Origin of the sequence: Luteibacter sp. 9135 (assembly GCF_000745005.1) — a bacterium.
Taxonomy (GTDB): Bacteria; Pseudomonadota; Gammaproteobacteria; order Xanthomonadales; family Rhodanobacteraceae; genus Luteibacter.
The window spans coordinates 3,934,899-3,960,388 of sequence record NZ_JQNB01000001.1; the positions used below are offsets into that span (position 1 = coordinate 3,934,899).

The 25,490-nt window shown below is 66.5% G+C and carries 20 protein-coding genes; 9 read left to right on the forward strand and 11 right to left on the reverse strand.

Features of this window, described 5'->3' with window-relative positions; all coding sequences use genetic code 11:
* Positions 1-112 precede the first annotated feature (112 nt).
* Positions 113-1,489 carry an Hsp70 family protein gene (locus FA89_RS16525; protein WP_036142337.1) on the reverse strand — a complete coding sequence of 459 codons (1,377 nt, stop codon included), beginning with the start codon at positions 1,487-1,489 and terminating at the stop codon, positions 113-115.
* Between the two features lie 114 nt (positions 1,490-1,603).
* On the opposite strand from FA89_RS16525, the gene FA89_RS16530 reads away from it, so the two are divergent.
* Positions 1,604-3,334 carry a M28 family metallopeptidase gene (locus FA89_RS16530; RefSeq protein WP_036144666.1) on the forward strand — a complete coding sequence of 577 codons (1,731 nt, stop codon included), beginning with the start codon at positions 1,604-1,606 and terminating at the stop codon, positions 3,332-3,334.
* A 154-nt stretch (positions 3,335-3,488) separates the two neighbouring features.
* Here the strand turns inward: FA89_RS16530 and FA89_RS16535 are convergent, their stop codons facing one another.
* On the reverse strand, positions 3,489-4,958 hold the full coding sequence (locus tag FA89_RS16535) for a porin (protein WP_036142340.1): 1,470 nt from the start codon (positions 4,956-4,958) through the stop codon (positions 3,489-3,491).
* Positions 4,959-5,245: 287 nt separating this feature from the next.
* Here FA89_RS16535 and FA89_RS16540 point away from each other — a divergent pair, with 287 nt between their 5' ends.
* The 6 genes from FA89_RS16540 to FA89_RS16565 all read left to right on the forward strand — a co-directional run bounded on the left by FA89_RS16540 (position 5,246) and on the right by FA89_RS16565 (position 10,664).
* Positions 5,246-7,513 (forward strand): TonB-dependent receptor, encoded by a 2,268-nt coding sequence (locus FA89_RS16540; protein ID WP_036142343.1) that lies wholly within the window; start codon positions 5,246-5,248, stop codon positions 7,511-7,513.
* 385 nt (positions 7,514-7,898) lie between these two features.
* On the forward strand, positions 7,899-8,081 hold the full coding sequence (locus FA89_RS16545) for a hypothetical protein (RefSeq protein WP_036142345.1): 183 nt from the start codon (positions 7,899-7,901) through the stop codon (positions 8,079-8,081).
* Between the two features lie 54 nt (positions 8,082-8,135).
* Positions 8,136-8,471, forward strand: coding sequence for a hypothetical protein (locus tag FA89_RS16550; protein ID WP_036142346.1), 336 nt, complete (start codon positions 8,136-8,138; stop codon positions 8,469-8,471).
* 5 nt (positions 8,472-8,476) lie between these two features.
* On the forward strand, positions 8,477-8,851 hold the full coding sequence (locus tag FA89_RS16555) for a GntR family transcriptional regulator (protein ID WP_036142347.1): 375 nt from the start codon (positions 8,477-8,479) through the stop codon (positions 8,849-8,851).
* Entirely contained in the window at positions 8,848-9,705 is an 858-nt protein-coding gene (locus FA89_RS16560) for an ABC transporter ATP-binding protein (protein WP_036142350.1), read from the forward strand. The genes FA89_RS16555 and FA89_RS16560 overlap by 4 nt, the downstream gene beginning before the upstream one ends.
* Positions 9,702-10,664 (forward strand): ABC-2 transporter permease, encoded by a 963-nt coding sequence (locus FA89_RS16565; protein ID WP_036142351.1) that lies wholly within the window; start codon positions 9,702-9,704, stop codon positions 10,662-10,664. Before FA89_RS16560 ends, FA89_RS16565 begins: the two co-directional genes overlap by 4 nt.
* A gap of 326 nt (positions 10,665-10,990) precedes the next feature.
* Here FA89_RS16565 and FA89_RS16570 read toward each other — a convergent pair whose 3' ends face one another.
* The 8 genes from FA89_RS16570 to FA89_RS16605 form a co-directional block, all read right to left on the reverse strand.
* A complete protein-coding gene (locus FA89_RS16570) occupies positions 10,991-12,172 on the reverse strand; it encodes a type III PLP-dependent enzyme (protein ID WP_036142352.1) in 1,182 nt (393 codons plus the stop codon).
* Positions 12,169-13,947 carry an IucA/IucC family protein gene (locus FA89_RS16575; protein WP_036142353.1) on the reverse strand — a complete coding sequence of 593 codons (1,779 nt, stop codon included), beginning with the start codon at positions 13,945-13,947 and terminating at the stop codon, positions 12,169-12,171. The genes FA89_RS16570 and FA89_RS16575 overlap by 4 nt, the downstream gene beginning before the upstream one ends.
* A complete protein-coding gene (locus tag FA89_RS16580) occupies positions 13,925-15,133 on the reverse strand; it encodes an MFS transporter (RefSeq protein ID WP_036142354.1) in 1,209 nt (402 codons plus the stop codon). Before FA89_RS16580 ends, FA89_RS16575 begins: the two co-directional genes overlap by 23 nt.
* Positions 15,130-16,944, reverse strand: coding sequence for an IucA/IucC family protein (locus FA89_RS16585; protein ID WP_081916714.1), 1,815 nt, complete (start codon positions 16,942-16,944; stop codon positions 15,130-15,132). The genes FA89_RS16580 and FA89_RS16585 overlap by 4 nt, the downstream gene beginning before the upstream one ends.
* On the reverse strand, positions 16,941-18,152 hold the full coding sequence (locus FA89_RS16590) for an ATP-grasp domain-containing protein (RefSeq protein ID WP_036142355.1): 1,212 nt from the start codon (positions 18,150-18,152) through the stop codon (positions 16,941-16,943). The genes FA89_RS16585 and FA89_RS16590 overlap by 4 nt, the downstream gene beginning before the upstream one ends.
* A gap of 26 nt (positions 18,153-18,178) precedes the next feature.
* Positions 18,179-20,305: a TonB-dependent receptor family protein gene (locus FA89_RS16595; RefSeq protein ID WP_036142356.1), complete on the reverse strand. Its 2,127-nt coding sequence runs from the start codon at positions 20,303-20,305 to the stop codon at positions 18,179-18,181.
* Positions 20,306-20,336: 31 nt separating this feature from the next.
* Positions 20,337-21,065 carry an HpcH/HpaI aldolase family protein gene (locus FA89_RS16600; protein ID WP_036142357.1) on the reverse strand — a complete coding sequence of 243 codons (729 nt, stop codon included), beginning with the start codon at positions 21,063-21,065 and terminating at the stop codon, positions 20,337-20,339.
* A 102-nt stretch (positions 21,066-21,167) separates the two neighbouring features.
* On the reverse strand, positions 21,168-22,568 hold the full coding sequence (locus FA89_RS16605; RefSeq protein ID WP_036142358.1) for a class II fumarate hydratase: 1,401 nt from the start codon (positions 22,566-22,568) through the stop codon (positions 21,168-21,170).
* 103 nt (positions 22,569-22,671) lie between these two features.
* On the opposite strand from FA89_RS16605, the gene purB reads away from it, so the two are divergent.
* Positions 22,672-24,039: an adenylosuccinate lyase gene (gene purB, locus FA89_RS16610; protein WP_036142359.1), complete on the forward strand. Its 1,368-nt coding sequence runs from the start codon at positions 22,672-22,674 to the stop codon at positions 24,037-24,039.
* A gap of 147 nt (positions 24,040-24,186) precedes the next feature.
* On the opposite strand, the gene FA89_RS16615 is transcribed toward purB, so the two are convergent.
* Positions 24,187-24,453 carry a hypothetical protein gene (locus FA89_RS16615; protein WP_036142360.1) on the reverse strand — a complete coding sequence of 89 codons (267 nt, stop codon included), beginning with the start codon at positions 24,451-24,453 and terminating at the stop codon, positions 24,187-24,189.
* A gap of 518 nt (positions 24,454-24,971) precedes the next feature.
* On the opposite strand from FA89_RS16615, the gene FA89_RS19425 reads away from it, so the two are divergent.
* Positions 24,972-25,436 carry a hypothetical protein gene (locus FA89_RS19425; protein ID WP_051938896.1) on the forward strand — a complete coding sequence of 155 codons (465 nt, stop codon included), beginning with the start codon at positions 24,972-24,974 and terminating at the stop codon, positions 25,434-25,436.
* Positions 25,437-25,490 lie beyond the last annotated feature (54 nt).

The following is a 25,490-nucleotide window of genomic DNA, read 5'->3' on the forward strand; positions in this document are numbered from 1 at the left end:
CTCGACCCGTGCTCACCCATATCGGGGATGACGATGTCAGGACATATAACTACTCATGTAGGGCAAAAAAGGCCAGCGAAGTGTGAATTTGCCGAATCGGCATAACGACCGCTCAAGCTTTTGATGAAATTGGCAAAAGTGCCGCTTGAGCCAGGCCCGCGACTACGCCGAGCGATGGATCGCCATGCACGACGGGCACCCCCGGGAAGCTCGCGCCAACCCGCGCGCGCACCTGCGGCGAGCGCGACGTGCCACCGGTGAGAAAGACGCTCGCGGGGGCCTCGTCCAGATCGGCGCCGGCGTCGCGTAGCAGTCGCCCCATGCGGTCGAGGAAATCTTCAGACGCAGCGTCGAAATCCGCCGAAACGGCATGGATCTGCAGACCTGCCTCGATAAAATCCAGCGCGGCGGTGGTCGCGTCCTGCATCGACAGACCGATCTTGACCCGCTCGGCGGACTGGTTGAGTCGCGTGGTCGAACCGGTTCCCTGCAACGCCTGGAGGCGCGACCGGAACGGCTCGTCCACAAAGCGGTAGTCCTGCTTGCGGAACTCGCGCTGCTTCGGCAGGTTGTGGACGCTGGCGGCCTCCACGAAATGGTGCACGGGTACGCCCGTGATGTCCTTGCCGAACAGGGGCATGAAGCTGTGCAGGCTAACGCCCACGTCCAGATCCGTGCCGCCCCGGGGCAGCCCCCAGCTGCGGTGCATGATCGGTGTCCGCCCTGCCCCGAGCTCCGCGTAGGCGACGTCCGTGGTGCCACCGCCGATATCGACGATGATCGCGCGCTGCCGCTCGCCCAGGGAGAGGTGGTAATGCATGGCCGCCGCGGCCGGTTCCTCCAGGAAATCGACCGCGTCGAAACCGGCGATGCCGGCCGCCTCGCGCAGGATCGACAGGGCCTGCTCGCCGCCGGCCGGGCCCATCGAGCTGCGAAACTCCACGGGCCGACCGATCACCGCCTCGCGCACCGGCGTGCCGAACTGACGGGTGGCCACCAGCCGCACGTGCTCCAGGATGTGCGCCGCGATGCTGACGATCGTCTTGCGCACGCGCGGGTCCAGCTTGTAGCCGAACATCGACTTGGGCGACTCGATCAGGTTGCCGGAGCCTTCTTCCAGGTAGGCCTCCACCGCTTCCTCGCCGAACAGCGCGTCCTGGAAGCTGGCCACGGACGCGGACGCCTCGCGCGTACGCTCTTCCATCCACTGCCGGCGCACGACGCGGATCGCATCGCGGCGCAGGTCGCGATCCGAACGCGGCGTGCGGCCGGCCTGACGCTCGTCCGCACGGGTGGCGCGCACGAAAGCGTCCACCTGCGCTTCCAGCAGCGGGGTCAGCACGAAGTCGTCGACGTTCGGCACCACCTCGGGAAAGAACACCGCCGTGCGGAACTGCTGGGCGTCGCCGAAGCGGACCAGCTCGAGCTGGCCGTCGACCACCGCGGCGGCGGCGGAATAACTGGTACCGAAATCGATGCCGATGCGCATGAGGAGGTTTCCGTGACGGCAAACGTTCCATTATGACCACGTAGGCGCCGGGACGACAGGCCCGGGGATGCGGCTACACTCAGGGGCCACTTCCGCTACCGGGACTGCCCGACGATGCGTCGACTCGCTCTCGCCTGCCTGACCGCCCTCACCCTGGCCGCCTGCCACTCCCACGACGAGGACAAGGCCGCCGCGACGCCCCCGGCGGCCCCGGCCCGCGCCACCACGTCGCCGCCGCCCCCACTGCCGGCGGTGGCCAATGAACACCATGAGTTCAGCCCCGAAATCACGGGGGGCGATTTCGCCTCCCACCTGCGGACGCTGTCCTCGGACGAGTACGACGGGCGCAAGCCGGGCACGCTGGGTGAGCGGCTGACCACCAACTACATTGTCAGCCAGTTCAAGCGGATGGGCCTGGAACCGGGTAACAAGGGCGACTGGCTGCAAACCGTGCCGGCCGTCTCCACCACCCTGAACCGCCAGGATACCCTGACCCTCGACGTCGCCGAGGGTGGCGGCAAGGAAGCCTTCGCCTTCGGCAAAGACATGGTCGCCGGCACCCTGCAAGCCAAATCCGACGTGGACCTCAAGGACTCCGACATCGTCTTCGTCGGCTACGGCGTGGACGCTCCCGAGGCCCAGTGGAACGATTTCGACGGCATGGACGTCAAGGGCAAGACCGTCATCATCCTGGTCAACGACCCGGGCTGGAACGCGAACAACCCGAAGCTGTTCAAGGGTCGCGAGATGACCTACTACGGCCGCTGGACTTACAAGTTCGAGGAAGCCGCCCGCCAGGGTGCGGCCGCGGCGTTCATCGTCCACCAGACCGAGCCGGCCGCCTACGGCTGGAACGTGGTGCAGAGCAGCTGGACCATGCCGCGCCTGGATCTGCCCGAGGACGAATCCCCGGCCCCGCGCCTGCCGGTCGCTGGCTGGCTGACCCACGAGGCGGCGCAGCGCCTGTTCGCCAAGGCCGGAAAGAACTTCGACGACCTCGCCCGACAGGCCGATGTACGCGGCTTCAAGGCCGTGCCGCTGGAGGCCAAGGCGTCGATCCAACTGGACAGCACCATCGCGCACTCGCTGAGCAACAACGTGATCGGCATGGTCAAGGGCACCGACTCCCCCGATGAGGCGATCGTCTACACCGCGCACTGGGACCACCTGGGCCACGACCCGGCACTGCCCGGACACGCCATCTACAACGGCGCGATCGACAACGGCACGGGGGTGGCCGCGCTGCTGGAGATCGCGGGTAAGTTCGCCCAGGACAAACCGAAACGCAGCGTGGTGTTCGCCGCGGTGACCATGGAGGAATCCGGCCTGCTCGGCTCGCAGTACTACGTCGCGCACCCACCGTTCCCGCTGGCGAAGACGGTGGCCGACATCAACATGGATGCGCTGCCGATCACCGGGCCCACGAAGGACATGGAAGTGACGGGCCTGGGCCAGGGCACGCTGGAAGACCTGTTCGCCGACGTACTCAAAGCCGACGGTCGCGTGATCAGCGGCGACGACACGCCGGAGAAGGGTCACTACTTCCGGTCCGACCACTTCAACTTCGCCAAGGCCGGCGTGCCGGCACTGGCCGCCGGCGGAGGCATCGACCTGGTTGAGGGCGGCAAGGCCGCCGGCAAGGCGGCCGCGGAGGACTACAACGCTCACCGCTACCACCAGCCCACCGATGTCTACGACATGCGCTGGAACTTCGACGGCGTGATCCAGAACGTCAAGGCGTTCTACGCGCTGGGTGAGAAGCTGGCGGACAGCGACCTGTGGCCGGAATGGAAGGACGGGAGCGAATTCAAGGCGGCGCGGGAGCGTTCGCAGGCAAAGAAGTGAGGAATTGCCCGCGTTAGAAATCGCCCACATCGTGGGCTCCTACAACCGCATGCCACGTCGCATCGTTTGTAGGAGCCCACGATGTGGGCGATTCCCCCCAGGTCCGGCGATCATGTAGGAGCCCACGATGTGGGCGATTCCACGCCCCTACCGCCTAATAATTCACCTGCAACTGCACCCGCAACAACTGCCCGTCGATGCGTGGATACGGGGCTGCCGTGACATCGGTGCGGCGCATGTTGGCCCAGGCCACGGCCAGTTCCACGGCGCTGGACGGCTGCCACTCGATGCCGGCTTCCGTCTCGTCCACCGACATCCTGGGTGCGTTGGTGTCGAACTTGGCCGCGCCACGGTAGGTCTGCCACTTCACGTACGGGATCAGCGAGCCATACGCGTCGCCGTCGAACTTGTACATCACCTGCGCGTAGCCGCCACGCAGCGACTTCGTGCGCACGGTGCGCCGCGCGACATCCAGTTCCGGCCCCTTGCCCACCGTCCATTCCGCCTGGAAGCCGAACGGCTGCGGGTAGTACACGACGTGCGCGGCGACACGACGATCGACTGAGCCCGCCACCGGTGCATCCACCGACGGCGTGAAGGTACGGCCGTCGATCGTCGCCGCGGCGGTGCTGACCTTGTAGCGGCCGGTGTAGGCATCCGCGCCCACTTCGAGGAACTGGCCGTTGGCGAACTTGAACGGGTAGGACACGTGGATGACCGAGTGCAGCTGGTCGTTGCGGTCGGGTCGGTTGGCGCCCTGCCCGTTGTACACGCCGACGCCGAACACGCCGTAGTCACCCGAGCCCTTGAGGCCGGATTTCACGAGGTAGGCGTAGCGTTCCTTGATCTCTTTCGGTGTCCAGTAGAAGAACACGCCCAGGTCGCGCTCGTCGCGCACGCCGGAGTTGAGCGCATCGGCGCGATCCAGGGCGAGGCGGTTCTGGCTCGACTGGAGGTCTTCCCAGCCGTAGGGGATCTTCGACTGGCCCGCACGGATGCGGAAGGTCTTGTCCTTGTCGAGCCACAGGTCCGCGTAGGCATCACGCAGCTGGGCGAAATTGCCGGTGCTCGAACCCGACGGCGTGCTGGCAAGGTCGGGCTGGATGTAGATCGACATCCGGTCGGTGACATCGCCGCTGATGACCACGCGAGCACGACGGATGCCGAAGCCCTGCTCACGCCCGATGTAGCGGTCGCCGGGTGACTTCAGGTCCTTCGCGTCGTCGCCGAGCTCCTGGTTGTAGCGCATCTGCACGTAGCCACGGATGCCGATGCGGTCGTACCAGGCCTTTGCGGACGAGGGGGCCTTGGCATGTCCTGTAGCCGGTGCCACACCGGCGGAGCTGCCTGCCGATGCCACCTGCGTCGATGCAGACGCCGACGACCCGCCGGTGCCGTTAGCCGCGACGGCACCGGCCGTCATCCCGCTCGTGGTCGTGGCCGTTGACGCCCCCTCCTGCACCTGGGCGAACTTGCCCAGTCGCGTCCGCCCGGGACCCGGTTCGGCAAAAATCTGCCGCGTCGCGATGTCCACGTACAACTCGATGGCGGCCTCGGGCACACCTTCGGCAGCCGCGGTACCGCACAGGGTCCAGAAGGCCGCTGCCAGGGGAAGTCTCTTCATGCCACCGCTCCGAAAGTCTTGAGAAAATGCTCAAACGTCGCCGATATAGACGCTTCATGCTGCCAACGTCGTTTTCACGCTCGACGGGCGGCAAGGTATCGTTGGCAGGTTTCACTTCCGTGACACGGCGCGATTTCTTGCGACATGACGCATTTCCGCACTGCAACACTTCCGTCATGCGGACGTAACAAGGGATAATTCGCGGCGACGCGCCCTCGCCAGGGGATCGGCTCGACGGATTCGGCGAGGCACTTCCATCCCAGCTCCACCCAGGCGGAACCCAAACCATGTCCTTCGCAAGCACGCGCCCGTCGCGACGTCTCGTCATTGCCCTGTCCATCGCCGCCGCCCTCGGCGCCGGCCCGGCCTTCGCCCAGGACGCCACGCCCGCGGCACCGCCTGCCGGTACGCCGGGCAAAACCGCCACGCTGCAGACGATCAGCGTCACCGCGGAGAAGCGCACGGAAGACCTGCAGAAGGTGCCCATCTCGATGACGGTGGTGACCGCCGAGAAGCTGGAGGCCTTCGGCCAGGCCGGCGACGGCGTGCTGCAACTCGCCTCGCGCGCGCCCAGCGTGTACGCCGAGACGTCGTACGGCCGCGAGTTTCCGCGCTTCTACGTCCGTGGCCTGGGCAACAGCGATTTCGACCTCAACGCCTCGCAGCCCGTGTCGATGGTCTACGACGACATCGTGCAGGAGAACCCCATCCTGAAGGGCTTCCCGCTGTTCGACCTGGAGCAGGTGGAAGTGCTGCGCGGTCCGCAGGGCACGTTGTTCGGCCGTAACTCGCCGGCCGGCGTGATCAAGTTCGAATCGCGCAAGCCGACGCAGGAAACCGAGGGCTATGCGCGCGTCTCGTACGGCTCCTACGGCACCGCCAACGCCGAGGCCGCGCTGGGCGGCAAGCTGAGCTCCAGCTGGTCCGGGCGCGTGTCCGCCGTGGCCCAGCACCGCGACGGCTGGATCGACAACGACTACACCGGCAAGAATGACGACCTGGGCGGCTACAACGACCGCGCCATCCGCCTGCAGGCCCTGTACAAGGCCACGGAGGACTTCGACGCCCTCATCAACGTGCACGGCCGCTGGCTGGACGGCAGCGCGATGGTCAACCGCGCCAACGCCATCACCCTGGGCAGCAACCAGTTCGTGCCGGGCTTCGATCGCGATTCGGTGTCGCAGGATGGCGACAACAAGCAGCACCTGTTCACCTGGGGCAGCAACCTGCACCTGAACTGGCACTTCGGCGACCTCAACTTCGCCTCGATCACGGGCCTTGAGCGCGCCACGACCTACAGCCTGGGCGATGTCGACGGCGGCTACGACGCGTCCGGCACCCCGGCACGCGCCAGCGCCACCAACCGCGTCACGCCGTTCCCCTCCGAAACTGCCGACGCGCTGCCGAAGGATCGCCAGATCACTCAGGAATTCCGCCTGTCCAACGACACGTCGGATCGGCTGAAGTGGCAGGTGGGCACCTATTACTTCGACGAAGACATCGCGATCAGCAATTTCTCCTACGACACGCTGAACAACCACGTGCTCAACGGCTGGGTGGACCAGAGCCAGCGCACGAAGGCATGGGCGGTGTTCGGCTCGGCCGATTACAACGTGACCGACAGCTTCGACGTGCGTGCCGGCGCGCGCTGGTCGCACGACAAGCGCGAGTTCAGTGCCGAGCGTTTCCTGGGCTTCACCGGCCCGGTCGGTCCGCTCACCTCCGACCCCACCGACTCGCGCTGGAGCGGCGACCTGACCGGCACCTGGCAGCTGACCAAGAACGCCAACATCTATGCGCGCGTGGCCAACGGTTTCCGCGCGCCCAGCGTGCAGGGCCGGATCAACTTCGCCAACAGCATCTCCACCGCGAAGCCGGAGACGATCACCTCGTACGAAGTGGGCTTCAAGTCGACCACGGACGACCAGAAACTGCGCTTCAACGCGGACATCTACAAGTACAACATGCACAACCAGCAGCTGACCGCCGTGGGGGGTGCCACCAACGTCACGCAGCTGATCAACGCGAAGAAGACCGAAGGCTACGGCGCCGAGTTCGACCTGGAGGCCTACCTCACCCCGCAGTTCTACATGACCGCCGGCGGCAGCTATAACCACACCGAGCTGAAGGACCGCAACCTGGCCATCGCCCCGTGCGGCGGCGGCTGCACCGTGCTCGATCCGCTCAACCTCGCCGGCAACGCGCTGATCGACGGCAACACGCTGCCCAACGCGCCGAAGTGGATCGGCACCTGGACCGCGCGTTACGGCATCCCCTATGGCGAAAGCGGCGAGTTCTTCGTCTACACCGACTGGAACTACCGCAGCGAGGTGAATTTCTTCCTGTACGACTCGGCGGAGTTCAAGAGCAAGCCCTTCCTCGAAGGCGGCATCCGCGTCGGCTACAACTGGGACTTCGGCAAGCGCGAGGTCGCGCTCTACGGCCGCAACATCACCAACAAGAAGGTGATCACCGGCGGCATCGACTTCAACAACCGCACCGCCTTCGTCAACGACCCGCGCGTCGTCGGCATCGAGTTCCGCGCCGAACTCTAAGCCACCCCCGCGCCCCACAGGGCGCCCCGCACACCGATCGCCACCGCGGCCGGCCCCAACCAGGGCCGGCCGCTTCCCTTTCCGGCCCCTTCCGCCGGTGCGCCGGTGCGCCGGTGCGCCGGTGCGCCGTCGCCGCGTAGGAGCGCACGCACGTGCGCGAAATCCCCGCGACACCCTCCCGATCGCCCAAACGCCACCCTGCCTTAAACCCTCTCCCCCTAACCCGCATCAGACCGTGTGCCCGCCGCCCACCTCACCAGCACAGCGCGGCACGGCCTAGGCCACAAGTCATAGAAGAATCCCGACGATTCCGCTTGACGACTAAAAATCTGGTGTTATAGTTCACTACAACACCGGTCACCCACATCACCGCAGGAGCAACACCATGAAAACCCCGAACCTCGTCGCCGTCGCCGCTTCCGTCGCCCTCGCCGTCGCCAGCCTGGCCGTCTTCAGCAGCACCTCCACCTCGGCCGCCCCGATCGCCGTCATCAACGGCAGCAAGGTCACCAACCTGGCCCCGATCGTCGTCTACGCCGACGCCGCCCCCGTCGTCGCTTCCCTCTAACCACATCAACACCTGCACGGCGCCCCGCCGGCAGCACGTCCTCGGAGTCGTCCCATGAAAGCGCCGAACCTCATCGCACTGACCGCCTCTGTACTCATCGCCGGAACCAGCGTGTTCGCCCTGCGCTCCTTCGATGACCGTGTTGCCGCCCTGGCCAGCGTGCCCGCCTTCGTCAACGGCGTCCGCGTCGTCGACCTGCCTGCCCTGGAAGTCCGCCCCACCGCTGCCGATGTGCGCGAGGCGGCGCTGGGCAGCGAAGCCAGCCTCGACTCGGCAGCTGCCACCCTTCGTCGCAGCGCGGAGGATCGTGCCGCCGCATTGATCGGCGCACAGATGGCCATGCCCTACTATTCGTTTGGAAATGCATTGCGCCGCACGGCGAAGGAATGAATTACATGTCCATCACCTGGAACGACAGCATCCCGATCTACCGTCAGCTCCGCGAACGCGTGGTGGCGATGATCCTGGATGGCGCCTTGAACGAAGGCGATCCGCTGCCGTCGGTACGCCAGGTCGCGGGGGATTTTCAGATCAACCCGCTGACCGTGTCCAAGGCGTACCAGGAGCTGGTCGACGAACAACTGGTTGAGAAACGGAGGGGTCTTGGCATGTTCGTGATCGATGGGGCGCGCGACGCGCTGCTGAAAAGTGAAAGGGAGCGCTTCCTGCGCGAGGAATGGCCGGCCTTGTTCGCCCGCCTCCAGCGCATGGGCCTCGACATTAAAACCCTGATGCGTGAAGCCCACGGCTCCACGGAGGATCCATCATGACCGCGGTCGTTACCGCCACCGGCCTCACCAAGCGCTTCAAGTCGTCGCTGGCCCTGGACGGCGCCTCGTTCCAGATCGGTCCGGGGCGCATCGTCGGCCTCATCGGTCCTAACGGCGCCGGCAAGACCACCGCGCTGAAAGCCATCCTCGGTCTCACCACCTTCGAAGGGCAGCTGGACGTCCTGGGCATGGATCCCCGCCGCGAGCGCGGCAAGCTGATGGAACAGGTGTGCTTTATCGCGGATGTGGCGGTGCTGCCACGCTGGCTGAAGGTGCGCGACGCCATCGACTTCGTGGCCAACACGCACCCCCGCTTCGATCGCGCCAAATGCGACGCCTTCCTCGCCCGCACCAAGCTGCAGCCGGGACAGAAGGTCAAGCAGATGTCCAAGGGCATGATCGTGCAGCTGCACCTCGCCCTGGTCATGTCGATCGACGCGAAGCTGCTGATCCTGGACGAGCCCACGCTGGGCCTGGACATCCTCTACCGCAAGCAGTTCTACCAGACCCTGCTGGAAGACTATTTCGACGAGCAGAAAACCATCGTGGTGACCACCCACCAGGTGGAGGAGATCGAACACATCCTCACCGACCTGATGTTCATCCGCGACGGCAAGATCGTGCTGGACACCGACATGGACAGCCTGGGCGAGCGCTTCGCCGAGGTGCTGGTCGGCGCGGAGCACGCGCAGGCCGCCCGGGAACTGGGGCCGCTGGACGAACGCCAGGTGTTCGGCAAGAGCATCTTCCTCTTCGACAACGTGGATCGAGCGCGGCTGGAACAGCTCGGTGAGGTACGACGTCCGTCGATCGGCGACCTTTTCGTCGCCACCATGAAGGGCACCTACGTATGAAAACCTTCTATTGGCTGGTCAAGCGCGAGTTCTGGGAACACAAGGGCGGGTTCTTCTGGGCCCCGGTGATCTCCGGCATCGTCTTCCTCGCGATCAACCTCATGGGCATCGCGGTCGGCGAGATGTTCGGCAACAACGGCCGCATGGGCGGCTTCCACTTCGACGACATGCACTTGCAGGGCGGCATGAGCCTCGAGGATCTGCGCAACGCCGGCGCCGCCATCGACATCATGCTCTACGCCGTTGCCGGCATCATCCTGGCGGTGGCCGCCATCGTCATCTTCTTCTACTGCCTGGGCGCGCTGTACGACGATCGTCGCGATCGCAGCATCCTGTTCTGGAAGTCGCTGCCGGTGTCGGACACCTCCACCGTGCTGTCCAAGGTAGCCAGTGCCGCGGTGCTCGCCCCGGTGATAGCGATCGTGGTCGGTGTCATCGTCGGCTTGTGCCTCGCCCTGGTGGTGGCCATCGTCGGCCAGGTGCACGGCCTGAGCGTCTGGCGGCTGCTGATGGAAGCGCATCCGGTGGGCGTGGTGCTGAAGATGGTGCTGCTGATCCCGCTTTACGCCATCTGGGCCCTGCCCACCATCGGCTGGCTGCTGCTCTGCTCCGCCTGGGCCCGCAGCAAACCGTTCCTCTGGGCGATCGCCCTGCCCCTCGGCGCCGGCGTCATCGTGTCGTGGTTCAACCTGATGGGTGCCGCCGGCATGGAAAGCGGCTGGTTCTGGAAGAACATCGTGGGACGCCTGCTGGGCAGCCTGGCCCCGGGTGGCTGGGTCACCAAGTCCTCTACGCTGGTGGTCACCGGCCACGACAACCCGGCGGCCCTGCTCAACAGCATGGACCTGACCTACCACTACAGCGCCCTGGCCAACCCGTCCGCCTGGATCGGTGCGATCGCCGGTGTAGTGATGATCGCCGGCGCTATCTGGTTCCGCCGCTGGCGCGACGACAGCTGAGCACGAACGACAACGGCCCCCACGGGGGCCGTTCATTGCACAACGACAACGGCCCGCAAGGGCCGTTTTTTTGTATGGTGTAGGAGCCCACGATGTGGGCGAACCCTCAACGTAGCTACAGCGAAAGACGCCGCCCGCCTGTACAGGCAAGCGTTTTTAGACTCGCCTAAGGCGGCTTTAAGGCGCTTTAAAAGCCGCTTCGTTCAACACGAAAACGCTGGCACGGATGCGGCGCATGGCTTCATTCGCTGCACGTAGGCTGAGGGTTCGCCCACATCGTGGGCTCCTACACGAAGGGCATGTTGGTCGCACGAGGGGCGAGGCGGTTACACGAAGAGCATCGTCGGTGGGGGGTGCATCAGGAAATGCTGGTGCGAGATGTTCCAGGCGTATGCGCCGGCCAGCGTGAATACCAGCCAGTCACCGGGGGCCAGCGACTCCAGGCGCTGGTCGCGGGCCAGCACGTCCTTGGGCGTGCACAGCTGGCCGACAAGGGTGACTTCCTCGTCGGCAACCACGGGCGCACCGCCGCGTCGCACCGTCACGAACGGATGGTCGTGTCCCTGCGCCGCGGGCGTGCGGAAGTGATGCGTGCCGCCGCGTGCGATGGCGAACCAGCGGCCGTGGTTGCGCTTGATATCCAGCACTTCCATCGCGTAGAACCCACATGCCACGCTGACATAGCGCCCCGGCTCGAACCGCAGTGTCATCACCGGATACCGCGCAAGACGCTCGTCCAGGCCGGCGCAGAAGCGCGCCCAGTCGAACGAACGCGACGGTTCCGCATAGTCCACGCCGAAGCCACCGCCGACGTTGACCACCGTCGTTTCCACGCCGTAGGCCTGCCTCCATCGCGCCACCGCGGCGAGGCAGGCATCCACCAGCGCCAGATGCGTATCGACATCGGGCTGGTGGGACATCAGGTGGAAGTGGAAGCCCTGCAACGCCAGCCACGGCGATGCCCGCAGGCACGCCAACGCATCGGGCAATGCGTCCTCGTCCAGCCCGAACGGCGACGGCCGGCCGCCCATCATCAAACGCGTGCTGCCCAGCGCGGGCAGTGCGATATTCATGCGCAGGAAGACCGGCACGCGGCGCCCCGCCCGCTCGGCGATCGCCGCGAGCCGGGTCAGCTCGCCCACACTCTCCACGTGGATGGCGCAGTCGGGCAGCGAGACGGCCAGCGCCAGTTCGTCGTCCAGCTTGCCCGGTCCGCCGAACAGCAAACGACTGCCGGGCTCGTGCTCGTGCAGCCAGCGCAGTTCGCCGCCGGAGGCTGCCTCGAAGCCATGGACGATGGGGCGCAACGTCCGCAACACCGGCGGCTCGGCATTGGCCTTCGCGGCGTAGAACACTTCGCAACGCGCCGGCAACAGCGACACCATCCATTCGGCATGCCGACGCAACGCATCCAGGTCGTACACGTAGGCACACACCGGCTGGTCCGTGCCCGCACGCCAGCGATGCAGGGCCTCAATGGCACGGGTGGCATCGGGCCCCAGGCTCATGCCGCAGCCCGCGGGATCGCCCGGTCGACGAGCGGGCTGGGCAGCGCGGTGTAATCCGACTCGCGATCCGCGCGGCGGAACAGGCGGGTACGCAGGTTGTTCTTGCTCGGCAGATCGGCACCGTCGACCAGCGCGTCCAGCAACGACTCCGCGCCGAAACGCTGCCCCCAGCGTCGGGCGATACCGCCGACCACCTGCCACAGGCGTTGCTCCAGTTGATCGAACGCGGCACCGGCACCCGCGCCGGACGCAATATGGAAGATAGCCTCGCCGAGGTTGTTGATGAGCGCGCAATAGGCCACGCGCTTCCAACCCAGGTCACGCGGATAGAGCAGCGAATCGCGGGCACGCGGCGACATGTCCGCCAGGCGCGGCCCGGCCCAGGCATCGTTGCTGAGCTTGGTGCCTTCCAGGTCACGCACCCAGACGCGCGTGGGCAGGCCATTCTCGAAACCGAGCACCGTGTTCTGCAGGTGGGGTTCGAGCACCACGCCGTGTTCGAAGAACGCCAGCCACACACCATCCAGCAGCAGCGCGGCATAGCTGTCGAACCAGCGCTCGGCGGCCGCGGTGTAGTGCAGGCCAGCGCGTTCGGCATGCTCGCGCACCATGGCTTCGCACGGCCGTTCTCCGTGACGGTCGGTGGCGAACAGCGCACCCGCCACGGCCGGGCGATACCGCGTGCGCGTGGCGCCGTCCAGCGTGTCGCGGTAGAGCATGCCGAAGCTCTCGGTGAGTTCACGCACGGCGTCGGCATCCTCGCTGGCCGTACCGAAATCCAGCGTCGTGGCGGCGGGTTCGGTGAGGACATCGAAACCGCGCACGCGTCGGCGCACATCCGCCCATACCGGCGCCAGCAGCCGCGTCAGCGCCACCGCGCTCTCCAGCTCGTACCACGCGTTCTTGCGCACGCAGTTGGTCAGGCGGACATGGATGGACAGCTTGAGGAAGTAGTCGAGGTCCGCGTGGTACATCGTGCGCACCGACGAAGTCGGGCCCAACGCCAGACCACGCTCGCCCACCGGCTCGATCAGCCCCTGCGCGCGTGCGGCCTGGAACGCCGGGTTGGCGAGCACCCGCTCCACCTCCCAGGGATGGCAGGGATACAGCGCCTCGCCGCCCGCGGCGCGAAGCAGCGTCGCATCCACGTCGATTCCGTAGCGCTTGCGCAGGCCCGCATCGACACGGAACCAGTACAACGGAAACCGCGTGCCTGCCTCGGGCGAACAGGCCAGCACGTCCTCGACGGGTACGCCTTCGCGGCTTTTCGGGGTCGGGTGCATGGCATGGCCCCAGATCATGGCCTGCTCGGCATCCAGCAGGCTGTCGCCGCTGGCCACCTTGTCCAGCCCGCGGGCCAGCAGGCGCCGCGTGATGTCTACGCTGTTGACGCTCTGCGCCAGCAGTTCGGCGTTGAAGCCGACCGCGGGTGCCACGCGCTCGAGCAGGAAGTGCACCAGGCCGGTGGCATCCGCGCAGCGCCAGGGCTCACCGGGACGCTTGAGGTACGGGGCGGAGATGTAGTCGCAACGACCGAGCCGGCTCATGCGACCCGTACGCACGGCGATGGCGTAACCGGCTTCGGGAAAGCGGATGCGCAGGCCTGTGCCACCGGCGTGGCCGAGCGCCACGGGATCGTCTGCATGGGACGTATCGATATCCACCTCGCCGGCGGGCAAGGCGAACTCACGCAGGTAGCAATTGAGCCAGCACGCGATGGCCTGGGACTGGGCCAGCGCGTCGTACCACTGATCACGCATGACGTGGGGGGACATGGACGTTTCTCCGTGTGGCGGGAAGATAGACGGCGACGGCGAGCAAACAGGCCATGCCGGCGGTGATCGCGGCGGCCACGAAGGGCATCGCCAGGCCGTAGCGCGCCACCAGCGAGCCGGCGACCACGCCACCCAACGCACCGGCCCACTTGCCGGTGGCGTCGAAGCGGCCGAACAACGTGCCCGCGCCCCGCTCGTGCGACTGCGCCGCCATGGCACGGTTCAACCCGACGAAGGAAAGCAGCATGCCGGCGCCGTAGGCCAGGCGCATGACCGGCAGCCAGGTGTCCACGGTGAGCACGGCATGCCCGACGCACGCCAGCGCGAGCACGGCCAGCCCCGCCAGCAGGGTCAACGGCGAGGTGCCCATCCGCCGCAGCCAGGGCATGGCGACCAGGTAGACCAGGTGCGGCAGGCTGTAGAACCAGCCCGCCACGCCATCGTCGCGTACGCCGAGGTGCTCGCTGTACGGCAGGAAATACGGGAACGTGACCACCATCGCGAAGCAGAACAGGAACTGGATGGCGAGCAGGCCCGCGAGGACCGATGTGGGCGACACGTCCCCGGCGTGATGCATCGGAGTGGTGGCTGGCACGGGCGACGTAGACGAAGCGGCCTTCGTGGATGCCACCACGCGTGGCACATCGCGCGGCAGGCGCGAAGTGACCAGCAGCGCGAGGCACGGCAGCACGGCCAGGTAACCGTACAGCTCGTGGGTCAGCCCCGTGCGCGTGGCCAGGCCGAGCAGGATCGGCGCGGTTACCATCGCCAGCCGCGCGGAATACTGCGTCCAGTCCAGCGCGCGCGATAGCGCGCCGGCTTTCGACTGCGTGGCCAGATAGGCGTTGGCCGCGGCCAGCGAGCCACCGAAGGTGCCCTGGATAATCAGCGCCGCGACGAACACCGGAAGGTTGGGCGCGAAGCCGGCGATGAGGAAACCGACGGCCAGGCCCGCCTGCGCGCGCAGCAGGGACAGCCGGCGGCCATGCCGGTCCGCCCAACGCCCCCACGCCGTGGCAGTCAGCGCGGTGCAGACCGTGGGCAGGACGTACAGCGTGCCCACCAGCCACGTAGGTGCTCCGGGAGCCAGCACACCCAGCACCCGCGGCATGAACAACGGCATGCCCAGCGCCGTGAACGCCGCGAGATAGTGCGCGAACAGCACCGGCCCGAGGATGCGCATCAACCCGCTCCCTGCGCGACGAACGCACCGGCAGGCCTGTCGTCACGCGTATCCCGCATGAAGTTGGGCCCGCTCTCGCCGTAGAACTTGTTGATGTCCGCCGCACCGCTGGCCGCCTTGCTGAGCAGGCTGCCCGCGCTGAGCAGGTACTTCACCGGCAGGCGCGGCGCATCGAGCAGGCGGCGGGCCGGCGCGGTGTCGACGCCCTCGGCCGAGAGCACGCCCAGCGTGTGCTCCAGTGCGTCGCGCAGCACCGCATACATCGCATCGCGAAGATCGGCGCGCTGTTCCGCCAGCCCTTCGATCACCGCGACCAGACACAGTTGCAACGTAATCGTGCAGAACATCCGTGCGAGCGCCGCATCGTCGTCCACGGCAATGCGGGCATCGCGCAGATGTCCATACGGCTCCAGATCACCCAGCGTGCCGCGCAGGCGGGGCAGCAGGACGCGCGCGGCATCGTTGTCCTTCATCAGCAGGCGCAGCGGATGGCCCGCTTCGTGGATCAGCACGGCGTTTTGCTGGTTGGACTCCAGCGCGATGCCGTGCACCAGCCACAGGCGCAGGTGCACGTCGCAGAGCAAGCCGGCGTACGCCGTCCACCAGGCCAGGACATCACCGCCGTACCAGCGGTCCGCCACGTGCATCGCCATGGCGCGACCATCGGGCAGCGTGGCGCACAGCGCCGCGACGGGGACGAGGGTGGCGTCGTCCAGGCTGGGGTAACGGCGCACCAGCCAGGACAGATGACGCGCTTCGTCCACATGGCCGCCGTGCGATTCGTCCACGTGCACGTAGCGGTCGCGCAGCGCGCCATCCAGCTCGGCCACGCGGCGCAGCACCCGCGCGAACCAGTGCCCGTCGTACAACGTGGACGGCTTGATGAGACGCAGGTTGAGCGCCCCCAGCGTCCGCATCAGCAAGGGCAGTTTGAGGTGCTCGCGCGGATGATCGACTGGCACCACGGTGCGTACGGACAGTGTCGGCCGCACGGTCAACCACGCGTGCGGTGCGCGATGAGACCCTTGCGGCAAGGCCAGTCCCTCGGCCTCGCCGCCCTCGCCCATACGCGACCAGGTGAGCGGATGGACCGGCAGCAGTGCGTGTGTGGCGTCCAGCGAGGAGGGCAGGCCCACGTCCGCCATGGACGGCCAGAAAGCCGGCGGGGGCGTGGTCACCGTCACGCAGGGGGCCGGCACGGCCAGCCAGCGCAGGGCGAACGACGGATCGTATTCCGGCGCGTAACGGCGCAGGTCGTCACCGCCGAAGCCGGACTTGGCCCGGGCGGTGGGATAGAACGGATGATCGCGGAAGCTAGCCAGGCGATCGCAGGCCAGCAGGCGCTGGTCCCACGTCGGGTGGTCCAGTGCGTGGGCCAGCATCGCGGCATCGCGATCGAACGCCTCGCGCGCCAGGCCGCGATGGGCGATGGCACAGGCCGCCTCGTCGGCATACGCACGGTGCAGCGCCACGGTTTGCTCGTCCAGCCCGTCTGACAGATGGGCTAGCCAGCAGGCCGCCCCACCCTCTTCCACCACGCCCGTGCCGTCCTCGCGCAACCAGCGCGACGCCTCGGCGCGCACATCCTGCATCGCGTCGCACGGTGCCGCCGGCAACCAGATCACGCCGGCCGGCAGATGCTCGATCCGCCACCACCCCTGGGGCGGCGTGCCGCTCCAGTGCGAGCGGACGGCTGCGGATGGTTGCGCAAACGCGCCGCGACCGGCGATGCCGCGCACGTCCTCGCGCAGGCAGGTATCGATGATCCGGCGCACGATGTACGCCTCGTCCGTCATGTCCGCAAGGCCGCTCATCCGTGCGACTCCACCGGAGCGATGTGCCAGCGCAAGCCGGACTCGATACGCGACAAGGCGCGGGCCAGGTCGTCGTCGTTGTCGGCCACCAGGCTCAGCGCGCCCAGGTAATCCTTGTTGGAACGGGTGAGGCGGATCTCGTCGCCGGTCTTGCGCAGGGCGCGGAATACCCCGTGCGCACCGTCGCCGGCTTCCTCGCGATCGGTCGGCGAGGCGGACAGCGTGCCTTCCTCCGTGGCCACGTAATAGCGCACCATCGCGCGGCGCTCGCTGGGCACGGCATCTTCCAGCGGATGACCCAGGTGCAGGCGCAGTATCCGCTCGAACCAGCCGTCCGGCTGCAACGCATCGAGCATGAACTCCCGGCCGTCGCCGATGCTGCGGTAGTTGATCTCGATCAGCACGGGACCCTTCGGCGTGGCGACGAACTCGCTGTGGCACACCCCGAAGCCGACGCCGAAGGCGATCACCTGCGCCAGCGCCTGCTCGCGGCAGGCCACGCCATGCGGCCCGTTCCAGTGCGCTTCGCGCTCGATGAAATCCGGCGGCGGCGACAACGTGACGTCGAAGCCACCGATGGCCTGCACGCGATGCCCGTCGCCCAGGGTCTCCAGCGTGAACAGCGGGCCCTCGATGAAGGCTTCCAGCAACACCGCACGCTCCGGCCCCTGGCGGCGGAACGCGTCCAGGTATGCCAGCAAATCCTCGGCAGAGGCACACAGGCGGACGTCCAGGCTGGCCACCCCTTCGCGTGGCTTCGCGATCACCGGATACGGCGTGTCCGCCGGTGGTTGTTCGCCCGGCGCCAGCATGTGGAACCAGGGACACGGTAGGCCGCGCTCGCGCAACCGTTCGCGCATGGCGGCCTTGTTCTTCGCCGCGTAGCACACGCGCCAGTCCTTGCACGGCACGCCGAACTCCGCCGCCACCAGCGCGGTGGCGGTCTGCAGGTGATCGCTGTTGGAGAACACCGCCGCCGGCCGGATACCTTCATTGCGCAACGCGTCGATCACGGCCAGCGGATTGAAGACGTCGCAGGCGACGACGTCCACGGGCATGTCGGTGGCGCTCAGGCGCTCGAGATGGTCCAGCCGCCGGTCCGTGGCGATGACCACGCGCAGGCCGAGGCGATGCGCGGCGGGGAGGAAGCCGTCGAGGACGGCGGGATGCGCGATGTGCGCGAGGATGACGAGGGGGGAGGACACCATGGGGGAGTTCCTTGCAACGTGGAGCGTTAGAAAGCCAGCTCCAGTCCGAGGGTCACACTGCGACCCGGGGCCGGCTGGCGACCCCACGGACTGGTATCGATTCCCCTGTACCAGTACTGCCTGTCGAAAAGATTGTTCAGCGCCAGCGACCCGGTGAGCACCGACGTGCCCTGCGTGAGAAGGGTCTGCGTCCACTGCGCGTTCCACACGGCGTACGCGGGCAAGCGGCCCACCGAGGCGATGGCGTTCTCGGCCCGCGTGTTGGCGGTATCCGTGAAAGCGCTGCTGAAGTAGTAACCCGACAACGCGACGGTGGTATGACCGCGCGTGTACGACGCGCCCACATTCACCTGGTTGCGCGAGGTGTACGGCACGCGCAGGCCCTCGAAGGCGCCCGAGCGCTGCTCGGCGTCCAGGTAGGCGTAGCCGGCGGTCAGCTTCAGCCCATCCAGCGCTTCAGGCGACCACGCGACGTCGGCCTCCAGGCCCTGGTGGATGGTCTTGCCGATGTTGCCGTAGGTGCGCGTGGTGTTGTCGAGCTGGATCTGCTTGTCGAAGTCGATGCGATACAGATCGGCGTGGATGGCCGTCCGCGCGGTGGGCTGGAAACGCGCGCCCAGCTCGTAGTTCCAGGCCAGCTCCGAATCCAGGTTGTCGCCGAACACGATCTGCGTGACCTGCGGCGCGCGCAGCGAGCGCTGCGCATCCGCGTACACGTACCACGTGTCCGAGGCCTTGAAGCCGACGGTCAGGCCCGGCAATGCATTGCGCACGTTGTTTTCGAAGCTCACGCCGTTGGCGAGGTTGCGATAGGTAGCGTCCAGGTGCTCGTAGCGCACGCCGGGGGTCACGGTCAGTCGGTCGTCGGCAAAGCCGATCGCATCGCTGACGTACGCCGCCCAGGCACGGTCGCGGAACTGCCAGTCACGCACCAGCGTGTACACGCCGTTGTCGAGGCCGGTGTTGCCGACCAGGAAATCGATGTCCTCGTGCACCGCACGCGCGCCCACCGTCCATTGCTGGGTCACCGGTCCATCGATATGCAGGCTGAACTGCGGTTGCGTGCCGTACACCTTGAAGCCGCGCGGCGCGCTCTGCAGCAGCTGCGGCGGCAGGTCGGAACGCCAGGTCTGCGCGGAGGAACGGCGCATGCCCACGATGAAGTTGCGCTCGCTGTCGGAACTGAAGTTGCTCCAGCTGAACTTGGAGGTGTCGAACAGCCACCATGCGCCCAGGTCCTGCTCGTAAGTCAGCGATGCGCGCGTGGTGCTGCCGTGGAAACGATCCAGCGGCCGCGTGGCCTGGCGGGGGTCGTCCTCGTAGTCGGCGACCGATAAGGCTCCCGCCATGTCCATGCGCGCGACGTAGCGCTGCACGTCCGCCTTGAGCAGTTTGTCGTCGCTGATCCACCACTCGGTGCGCAGGCGGACGTTCTTGACGTTCGTGCCGCTGTGTCCGCGGAAGTATTCGCCCTTGAGGTAATCGGCATCCAGCTGCATGCCGAAGTTCGGCGTGAGGTAGCCGCCGGTGGACACGGAGGTGTCGCGCAGCATCTGGCCGCGGCCATACGCGGTGATGCGCTCGCCGACCGTGGTGCGCCACGTGTCGGGAATGGGCTTGCTGACGAAATTGATGACGCCGCCCACGTTGTTCGGGCCGTACTGCACGGCGGCACCGCCGCGCACGATGTCGATGCGGTCGATCTGGTTCAGCGTCACCGGGAACAGCGACAGGCTGGTCTGCCCATACGGCGCCAGCGACAGCGGAATGCCATCCAGCAGCGCCTGCACGCGTCCGCTGCGGCTTTCATACAGCCCGCGCAACGCAATCTGCGGCAGCACGCCGGTACCCGTCTCGTCGAAGATCTTCACGCCGGGCACGCGCTGCAAGGCATCGTCCAGCGAGCGGTTGGCACCCGTGGCCAGCGCCTCGCGATCGATCACCTGACGGCTGCCCGCATACGTCTTCACGTCCTCCGCCCGCGATGCGCCCAGCACGCTGCCGGTGACCGTCACGGCATCGAGCTTGCGCGCCTTGTCCTGCGGCGTGGCCGTGGTGGAGGCGATCGTGGCGTCCTGTGCCGACACGGCTTGCGCGAGCACGGCAAGGCCCAGCGCGATAACGATGTGCCGCTGGCGGAGGCGGTGCTTCATGGAACGTTTCCTTGACATGAATTAAGAGGGATTACGGTTCACGCAGTTCGCCGGCCCGTGCGCGCAACGCGCCCTGCAACAGGCCACGGTCTTCACCGGCAAGCAGCCACGCCCCGCCGTGCGCGAGCCAGTAGGCACGCTGCTCGGCCGTGCGGGGGTTGGCGCAGAAAGGGATGTCGTGCGCGGCGCAACGCGCCGCCAGGTGCAACAGGGCGTCCCATACGTCAGCGTGCAACGGCTGGGGGCCCAGGCCCATATCCAGCGACAGATCGAGCGCGCCTTCCATGACCAGCGATACGCCGGGCACGGCAAGGATCTCGTCGATGGCCTCCACGCCCGCCCTGCTCTCGATCATGGGCACGATGCGGATATCGCGGTTGGCACGCTCGATATAGGCATCGAGCGGTTCCCGGCCGAAGCCAGTGACGCGGCCGCCGGTGATGCCGCGACGCCCCAGCGGCGGAAAACGTGCCGCCGCTACGGCATCGCGTGCCTGTGCGGCGGTTTCCAGGCGAGGTATCACCACGGCCCGCGCACCGGCATCCAGCACGCGTCCAATCAGCTTCGCATCGACTTCGGGTACGCGGACCCACGGCTCACAACCCACCACCTCGCACGCGCGGATGGCGTGCATCAGCTGATCGGGTGAGACCAGCTGATGCTCGAGGTCCAGCACGACGAAGTCGTAACCGGCCCTGCCGATCATCTCGCAGAGCAACGGCGAGTGGAGCGAATTGAGAATGCCGATCTGGCGTTGCATAACGTCCTGTCGAGCCGGGGAAGGGATCGACGCGGACGATAATGCGAATAGTTCTCAATAACAAGCCTAACCGATCACACTCCGCTTACAAAAAATTGCGAATCAGCCGCCGCCGCCCGATCCGCCGCCGTGGATACCGCCCTTGGTGAGCGCCGCGGGATCGAGCAATTTAGCCAGCTCCGTCTTCGACAAGCCGGTGGTTTCCAGGGCCACGTCCATGATCGGTCGCTTTTCCTTGTACGCCTGCTTGGCGGTCGCGGCGCCCTTCTCGTAACCGATGACGGGATTGAGCGCGGTAACCAGGATCGGGTTCTTGTCCAGCGCTTCGCGGATGTGTTCCTCGTTCACCTTGAAGCCCGCGATGGCCTTGTCCGCCAGCAGCACGGTGACATTGGCCAGGATCTCGATCGACTGCAGCAGGTTGTATGCGATCACCGGCAGCATGACGTTGAGCTGGAAATTGCCCGACTGACCCGCGATGGCGATGGTGGCGTCGTTGCCGATCACCTGGGCCGCCACCATGGCCGCGGCCTCGGGAATCACCGGATTGACCTTGCCCGGCATGATCGACGACCCCGGCTGCAACGCGGGCAGTTCGATCTCGCCCAGGCCGGCCAGCGGCCCGGAGTTCATCCAGCGCAGGTCGTTGGCGATCTTCATCACCGCCACGGCCAGCGTGCGCAACTGGCCGGACAATTCCACTGGCGCATCCTGCGCCGCCATGCCGGCGAAGTAGTTGGCCGCGGACTCGAACTTCACGCCCGTCATCTTCGACAGCTCCGCCGCCACCGCCGGGCCGAACTTCGGGTCGGCATTGATGCCCGTGCCCACCGCACTGCCGCCCTGCGGCAGGCGCCGGGTGCGTTTCAGCGTGTCGCCGATCCGCTCGATCGCGTCGTCGATCTGCGCCGACCAGCCGGACAGTTCCTGGCCGAAGGTGATCGGCATGGCGTCCATCAGGTGGGTGCGCCCCGTCTTCACCACCTTCTTCAGCTCCTTTGCCCGGCCGTCGATGGTCTTGCGCAGGTGCTTCAGGGCGGGCAGCAGCGTTTCGCTGGTGGCCAGTGTGGCGCTGACCAGGATCGCGGTGGGAATGACGTCGTTGGAGCTCTGGCCCGCGTTGACGTGATCATTGGGATGCACCGTGCTGCCCGCCGCATCGGCCAGGTGCGCGATCACCTCGTTGGCATTCATGTTGGAACTGGTGCCCGAGCCGGTCTGGAAGACATCGATGGGGAAATGCTCGTCCACCTCGCCCGCGGCCACGCGCTCCGCCGCCGCGCGGATGGCCTTGGCCGATGCCTTGTCCAGGTGGCCCAGCTTGACGTTGGCCTCCGCGGCGGCCGACTTGATCAGCCCCAGCGCACGGATGAACTCGCGCGGCAGGGTCAGGCCCGAGATGGGGAAATTGTCCACGGCGCGCTGGGTCTGGGCGCCATAAAGGGCCTTGGCGGGCACCTTCAGCTCACCCATGCTGTCGCGTTCAATACGAAACCGGGTCATAAGAAAACCTCCAATCAAGCCATGTAGGAGCGCACGCCGTGCGCGAATGCTTTACCCGAACGGTATACTAAAGAACTAACCGAAACGCCCCAGGAACACCTCCATGTCCCACGCCACGCTCACCGCCCTTTCGCCGCTGGACGGCCGCTACGCCGCCAAGGTGGAGCCGCTGCGCCCCATTTTCAGCGAATTCGGCCTGATGCATCGTCGCGTGCACGTGGAGATCCACTGGCTGCTGGCCCTGGCCGCCCACCCGGGCATCGTCGAGCTGCCGGCCTTCCCCGCCGAGGCGGTCACCCGCCTGCTGGCCATCACCGACGGCTTCTCCATCGAAGACGGCGAGCGGATCAAGGCGATCGAGGCCACCACCAACCACGACGTCAAGGCGGTGGAATACCTCATCAAGGAAAAGATCGGCAACGATCCCGCCCTGGCCCAGGCCAAGGAATTCGTGCATTTCGCCTGCACCAGCGAAGACATCAACAACCTCGCCTACTCGCTGATGCTGCGCGACGCCCGCGAGTCCGTGCTGCTGCCCGCGCTTGACCAGGTGATCGCCCGCCTGCGCGCTCTCGCCCACGAACACGCCGGCCTGTCGCTGCTGTCGCGCACGCACGGCCAGACCGCCTCGCCCAGCACCATGGGCAAGGAGATCGCCAACGTCGTGGCGCGCCTGGAGCGCCAGCGCAAGCAGCTGGTCGCCATCGAGATCCCCGGCAAGATCAACGGCGCCGTGGGCAACTACAACGCCCACGTCATCGCCTATCCCGACGTGGACTGGCCGTCGCTCGCCGCGCACTTCGTCGACGGCCTGGGCCTCACCTTCAACCCGTACACCACGCAGATCGAACCGCACGACGGCATCGCCGAGTTCGCGGATGTGCTGCGCCGGATCAACATCATCCTGATCGACCTGGCGCGGGACGTGTGGGGCTACATCTCGTTGGGCTACTTCCGCCAGGCGCTGAAGGCCGGCGAAGTGGGTTCCTCGACCATGCCGCACAAGGTCAACCCGATCGACTTCGAAAACGCGGAAGGCAACTTCGGCCTCGCCAACGCCCTGCTCGGCCACTTCGCCGAGAAGCTGCCGATCAGCCGCTGGCAGCGCGACCTCACCGACTCCACTGTGCTGCGCGCCCTCGGCACCGCGTACGGCCACTCGCTGGTCGCGATCGAGTCGCTGCTCAAGGGCCTGGGCAAGCTCAACGTCAACGCCGAGCGCGTCGCCGCCGACCTCGACGCCAGCTGGGAAGTGCTGGCCGAAGCCGTGCAGACGGTGATGCGTCGCTTCGGCCTGCCGGAACCGTACGAACAGCTCAAGGCGCTGACCCGCGGCCAGGGCATCACGAAGGACTCGATGCGCGCCTTTATCGACGGGCTGAACCTGCCGGCCGATGCGAAGCGTGCGCTGGCGGAACTGACGCCTACTTCTTATATCGGTCTGGCGGACAAGCTGGCTCGCGAGATCTGAGTTTCTGTGGGTTACGTGGTCATGAAAACCCGGCTCGGGTGAGTCGGGTTTTTTTGTGGGGTCTTATTGCATGGCCCCGGCTTGTCTCGAAGCCGCCATGCCGGAGCCGCGGTTGCTTGCATGGTGCGGCGACGAGGCGCTGGGTGGTCACACTGTGCGCTCGAGCAGCGGCAACAAGTGGCCGAACTCGCTCAGAGCGTAACCACCCATCACCTCTACGAATACAGAGGCAAACGGGGTGGAGAAGCATGTTATAGCTTGTCCCACTCCATCGTCTTCGAGTGATTCGACCAGCAAGCCAGTGACGCCGCCCGCATAGCGCAGCCACGCATGCGCGTCATTGAGCAGCGTATTGACGCTGGCATCGACAGCGATCGCCATGCTGCCCTCACCCGTTTGTCCGTTCTCGTCCATGGTGTTCTCCGTGATGCCGCCATGTTGACGAGTCGTGGCACGCCATGGATAAGCACGTGCCACCGTCGCTCGCACGATGAGTCTCATCGGCCTGCCCGTGACCGGGCCTCGACGCGTCTATGCCTGTAGGGGTTCCCTTACAGACAAGCTATAACAACGCGCCTATTCTCACGACCGGTCGCCCTCGTGAGTAATTTCTCGATGAGTAACGAGCCTCACATTTACTGCCCACTTTGCAGTTGGGAACCCAAGCCAGATAGCCGATGGGTTTGCGGACCCGGTGAACCCGGCTCGGGTTGCCGTACATGGTGGAATACCTTCTGGACGGCCGGCTGCTGTCCGGGCTGCGGTCACTTCTGGTCCATGACCACTTGCCTGTCATGCAAGCGCGCATCGCCGCATGAAGCCTGGTACCACTTCCCGCCGCCAGGAACGGATGAAGAAGCGACCAAGCAGCGGGAAGAAGAGTTCACAACCTGACACCCACTTATCGCAACATGTCTAATCCTTGCGTCGATATGGCCCACATCGACCGTTCATCGATCACGCCGAACAATGCTCGCACCCAAGCCACCGCGAGCCCGCCGATGACCACCAAACGTCGAACCTCCCTCGTGCTTGCTTCCCTGCTGGCCGTAGCCATTCCCGCCGCCCTCCTGGCGCAAACCTCGCTAGCCTCGTCAGGCGCTACGAATCAAGCCGCCGCACCAGCACCAACCAAAGACGCCCTTCTCCAACGCCTCACCGCAAGAGCCGAATCCCTCTCCGCGCAAATCACCACCGCGGAAAAATCCGGCCACCTCTTCCATGCCGAAAGCACCGTCCTGTCGACCAAAGTCACCCAGGTCGTCAAGAAAGCCCGCGCCGACCACGCCAACCAAGGCTTCCTGAGCGCCGGCGAAAGCGCCTCATACATGCGCGAACTCGACCAGATTCAGTCCACGCTCGGCACGCCCAAAAGCACCCAGCCCAAGACCTCATAAACGCAGCGACGCCCCAAAGCTCTTCCCCCAGGCCTCCACACCGTACGCAGGCGC

What these genes read in the sequence shown, in the direction of transcription:
- FA89_RS16525 (WP_036142337.1), bottom strand. Translation starts at nt 1,489, where the DNA reads ATGCGCATCGGCATCGATTTCGGTACCAGTTATTCCGCCGCCGCCGCG.
- FA89_RS16530 (WP_036144666.1), top strand. Translation starts at nt 1,604, where the DNA reads ATGCGTCGACTCGCTCTCGCCTGCCTGACCGCCCTCACCCTGGCCGCC.
- FA89_RS16535 (WP_036142340.1), bottom strand. Translation starts at nt 4,958, where the DNA reads ATGAAGAGACTTCCCCTGGCAGCGGCCTTCTGGACCCTGTGCGGTACC.
- FA89_RS16540 (WP_036142343.1), top strand. Translation starts at nt 5,246, where the DNA reads ATGTCCTTCGCAAGCACGCGCCCGTCGCGACGTCTCGTCATTGCCCTG.
- FA89_RS16545 (WP_036142345.1), top strand. Translation starts at nt 7,899, where the DNA reads ATGAAAACCCCGAACCTCGTCGCCGTCGCCGCTTCCGTCGCCCTCGCC.
- FA89_RS16550 (WP_036142346.1), top strand. Translation starts at nt 8,136, where the DNA reads ATGAAAGCGCCGAACCTCATCGCACTGACCGCCTCTGTACTCATCGCC.
- FA89_RS16555 (WP_036142347.1), top strand. Translation starts at nt 8,477, where the DNA reads ATGTCCATCACCTGGAACGACAGCATCCCGATCTACCGTCAGCTCCGC.
- FA89_RS16560 (WP_036142350.1), top strand. Translation starts at nt 8,848, where the DNA reads ATGACCGCGGTCGTTACCGCCACCGGCCTCACCAAGCGCTTCAAGTCG.
- FA89_RS16565 (WP_036142351.1), top strand. Translation starts at nt 9,702, where the DNA reads ATGAAAACCTTCTATTGGCTGGTCAAGCGCGAGTTCTGGGAACACAAG.
- FA89_RS16570 (WP_036142352.1), bottom strand. Translation starts at nt 12,172, where the DNA reads ATGAGCCTGGGGCCCGATGCCACCCGTGCCATTGAGGCCCTGCATCGC.
- FA89_RS16575 (WP_036142353.1), bottom strand. Translation starts at nt 13,947, where the DNA reads ATGTCCCCCCACGTCATGCGTGATCAGTGGTACGACGCGCTGGCCCAG.
- FA89_RS16585 (WP_081916714.1), bottom strand. Translation starts at nt 16,944, where the DNA reads ATGAGCGGCCTTGCGGACATGACGGACGAGGCGTACATCGTGCGCCGG.
- FA89_RS16590 (WP_036142355.1), bottom strand. Translation starts at nt 18,152, where the DNA reads ATGGTGTCCTCCCCCCTCGTCATCCTCGCGCACATCGCGCATCCCGCC.
- FA89_RS16595 (WP_036142356.1), bottom strand. Translation starts at nt 20,305, where the DNA reads ATGAAGCACCGCCTCCGCCAGCGGCACATCGTTATCGCGCTGGGCCTT.
- FA89_RS16600 (WP_036142357.1), bottom strand. Translation starts at nt 21,065, where the DNA reads ATGCAACGCCAGATCGGCATTCTCAATTCGCTCCACTCGCCGTTGCTC.
- FA89_RS16605 (WP_036142358.1), bottom strand. Translation starts at nt 22,568, where the DNA reads ATGACCCGGTTTCGTATTGAACGCGACAGCATGGGTGAGCTGAAGGTG.
- purB (WP_036142359.1), top strand. Translation starts at nt 22,672, where the DNA reads ATGTCCCACGCCACGCTCACCGCCCTTTCGCCGCTGGACGGCCGCTAC.
- FA89_RS16615 (WP_036142360.1), bottom strand. Translation starts at nt 24,453, where the DNA reads ATGGACGAGAACGGACAAACGGGTGAGGGCAGCATGGCGATCGCTGTC.
- FA89_RS19425 (WP_051938896.1), top strand. Translation starts at nt 24,972, where the DNA reads ATGGCCCACATCGACCGTTCATCGATCACGCCGAACAATGCTCGCACC.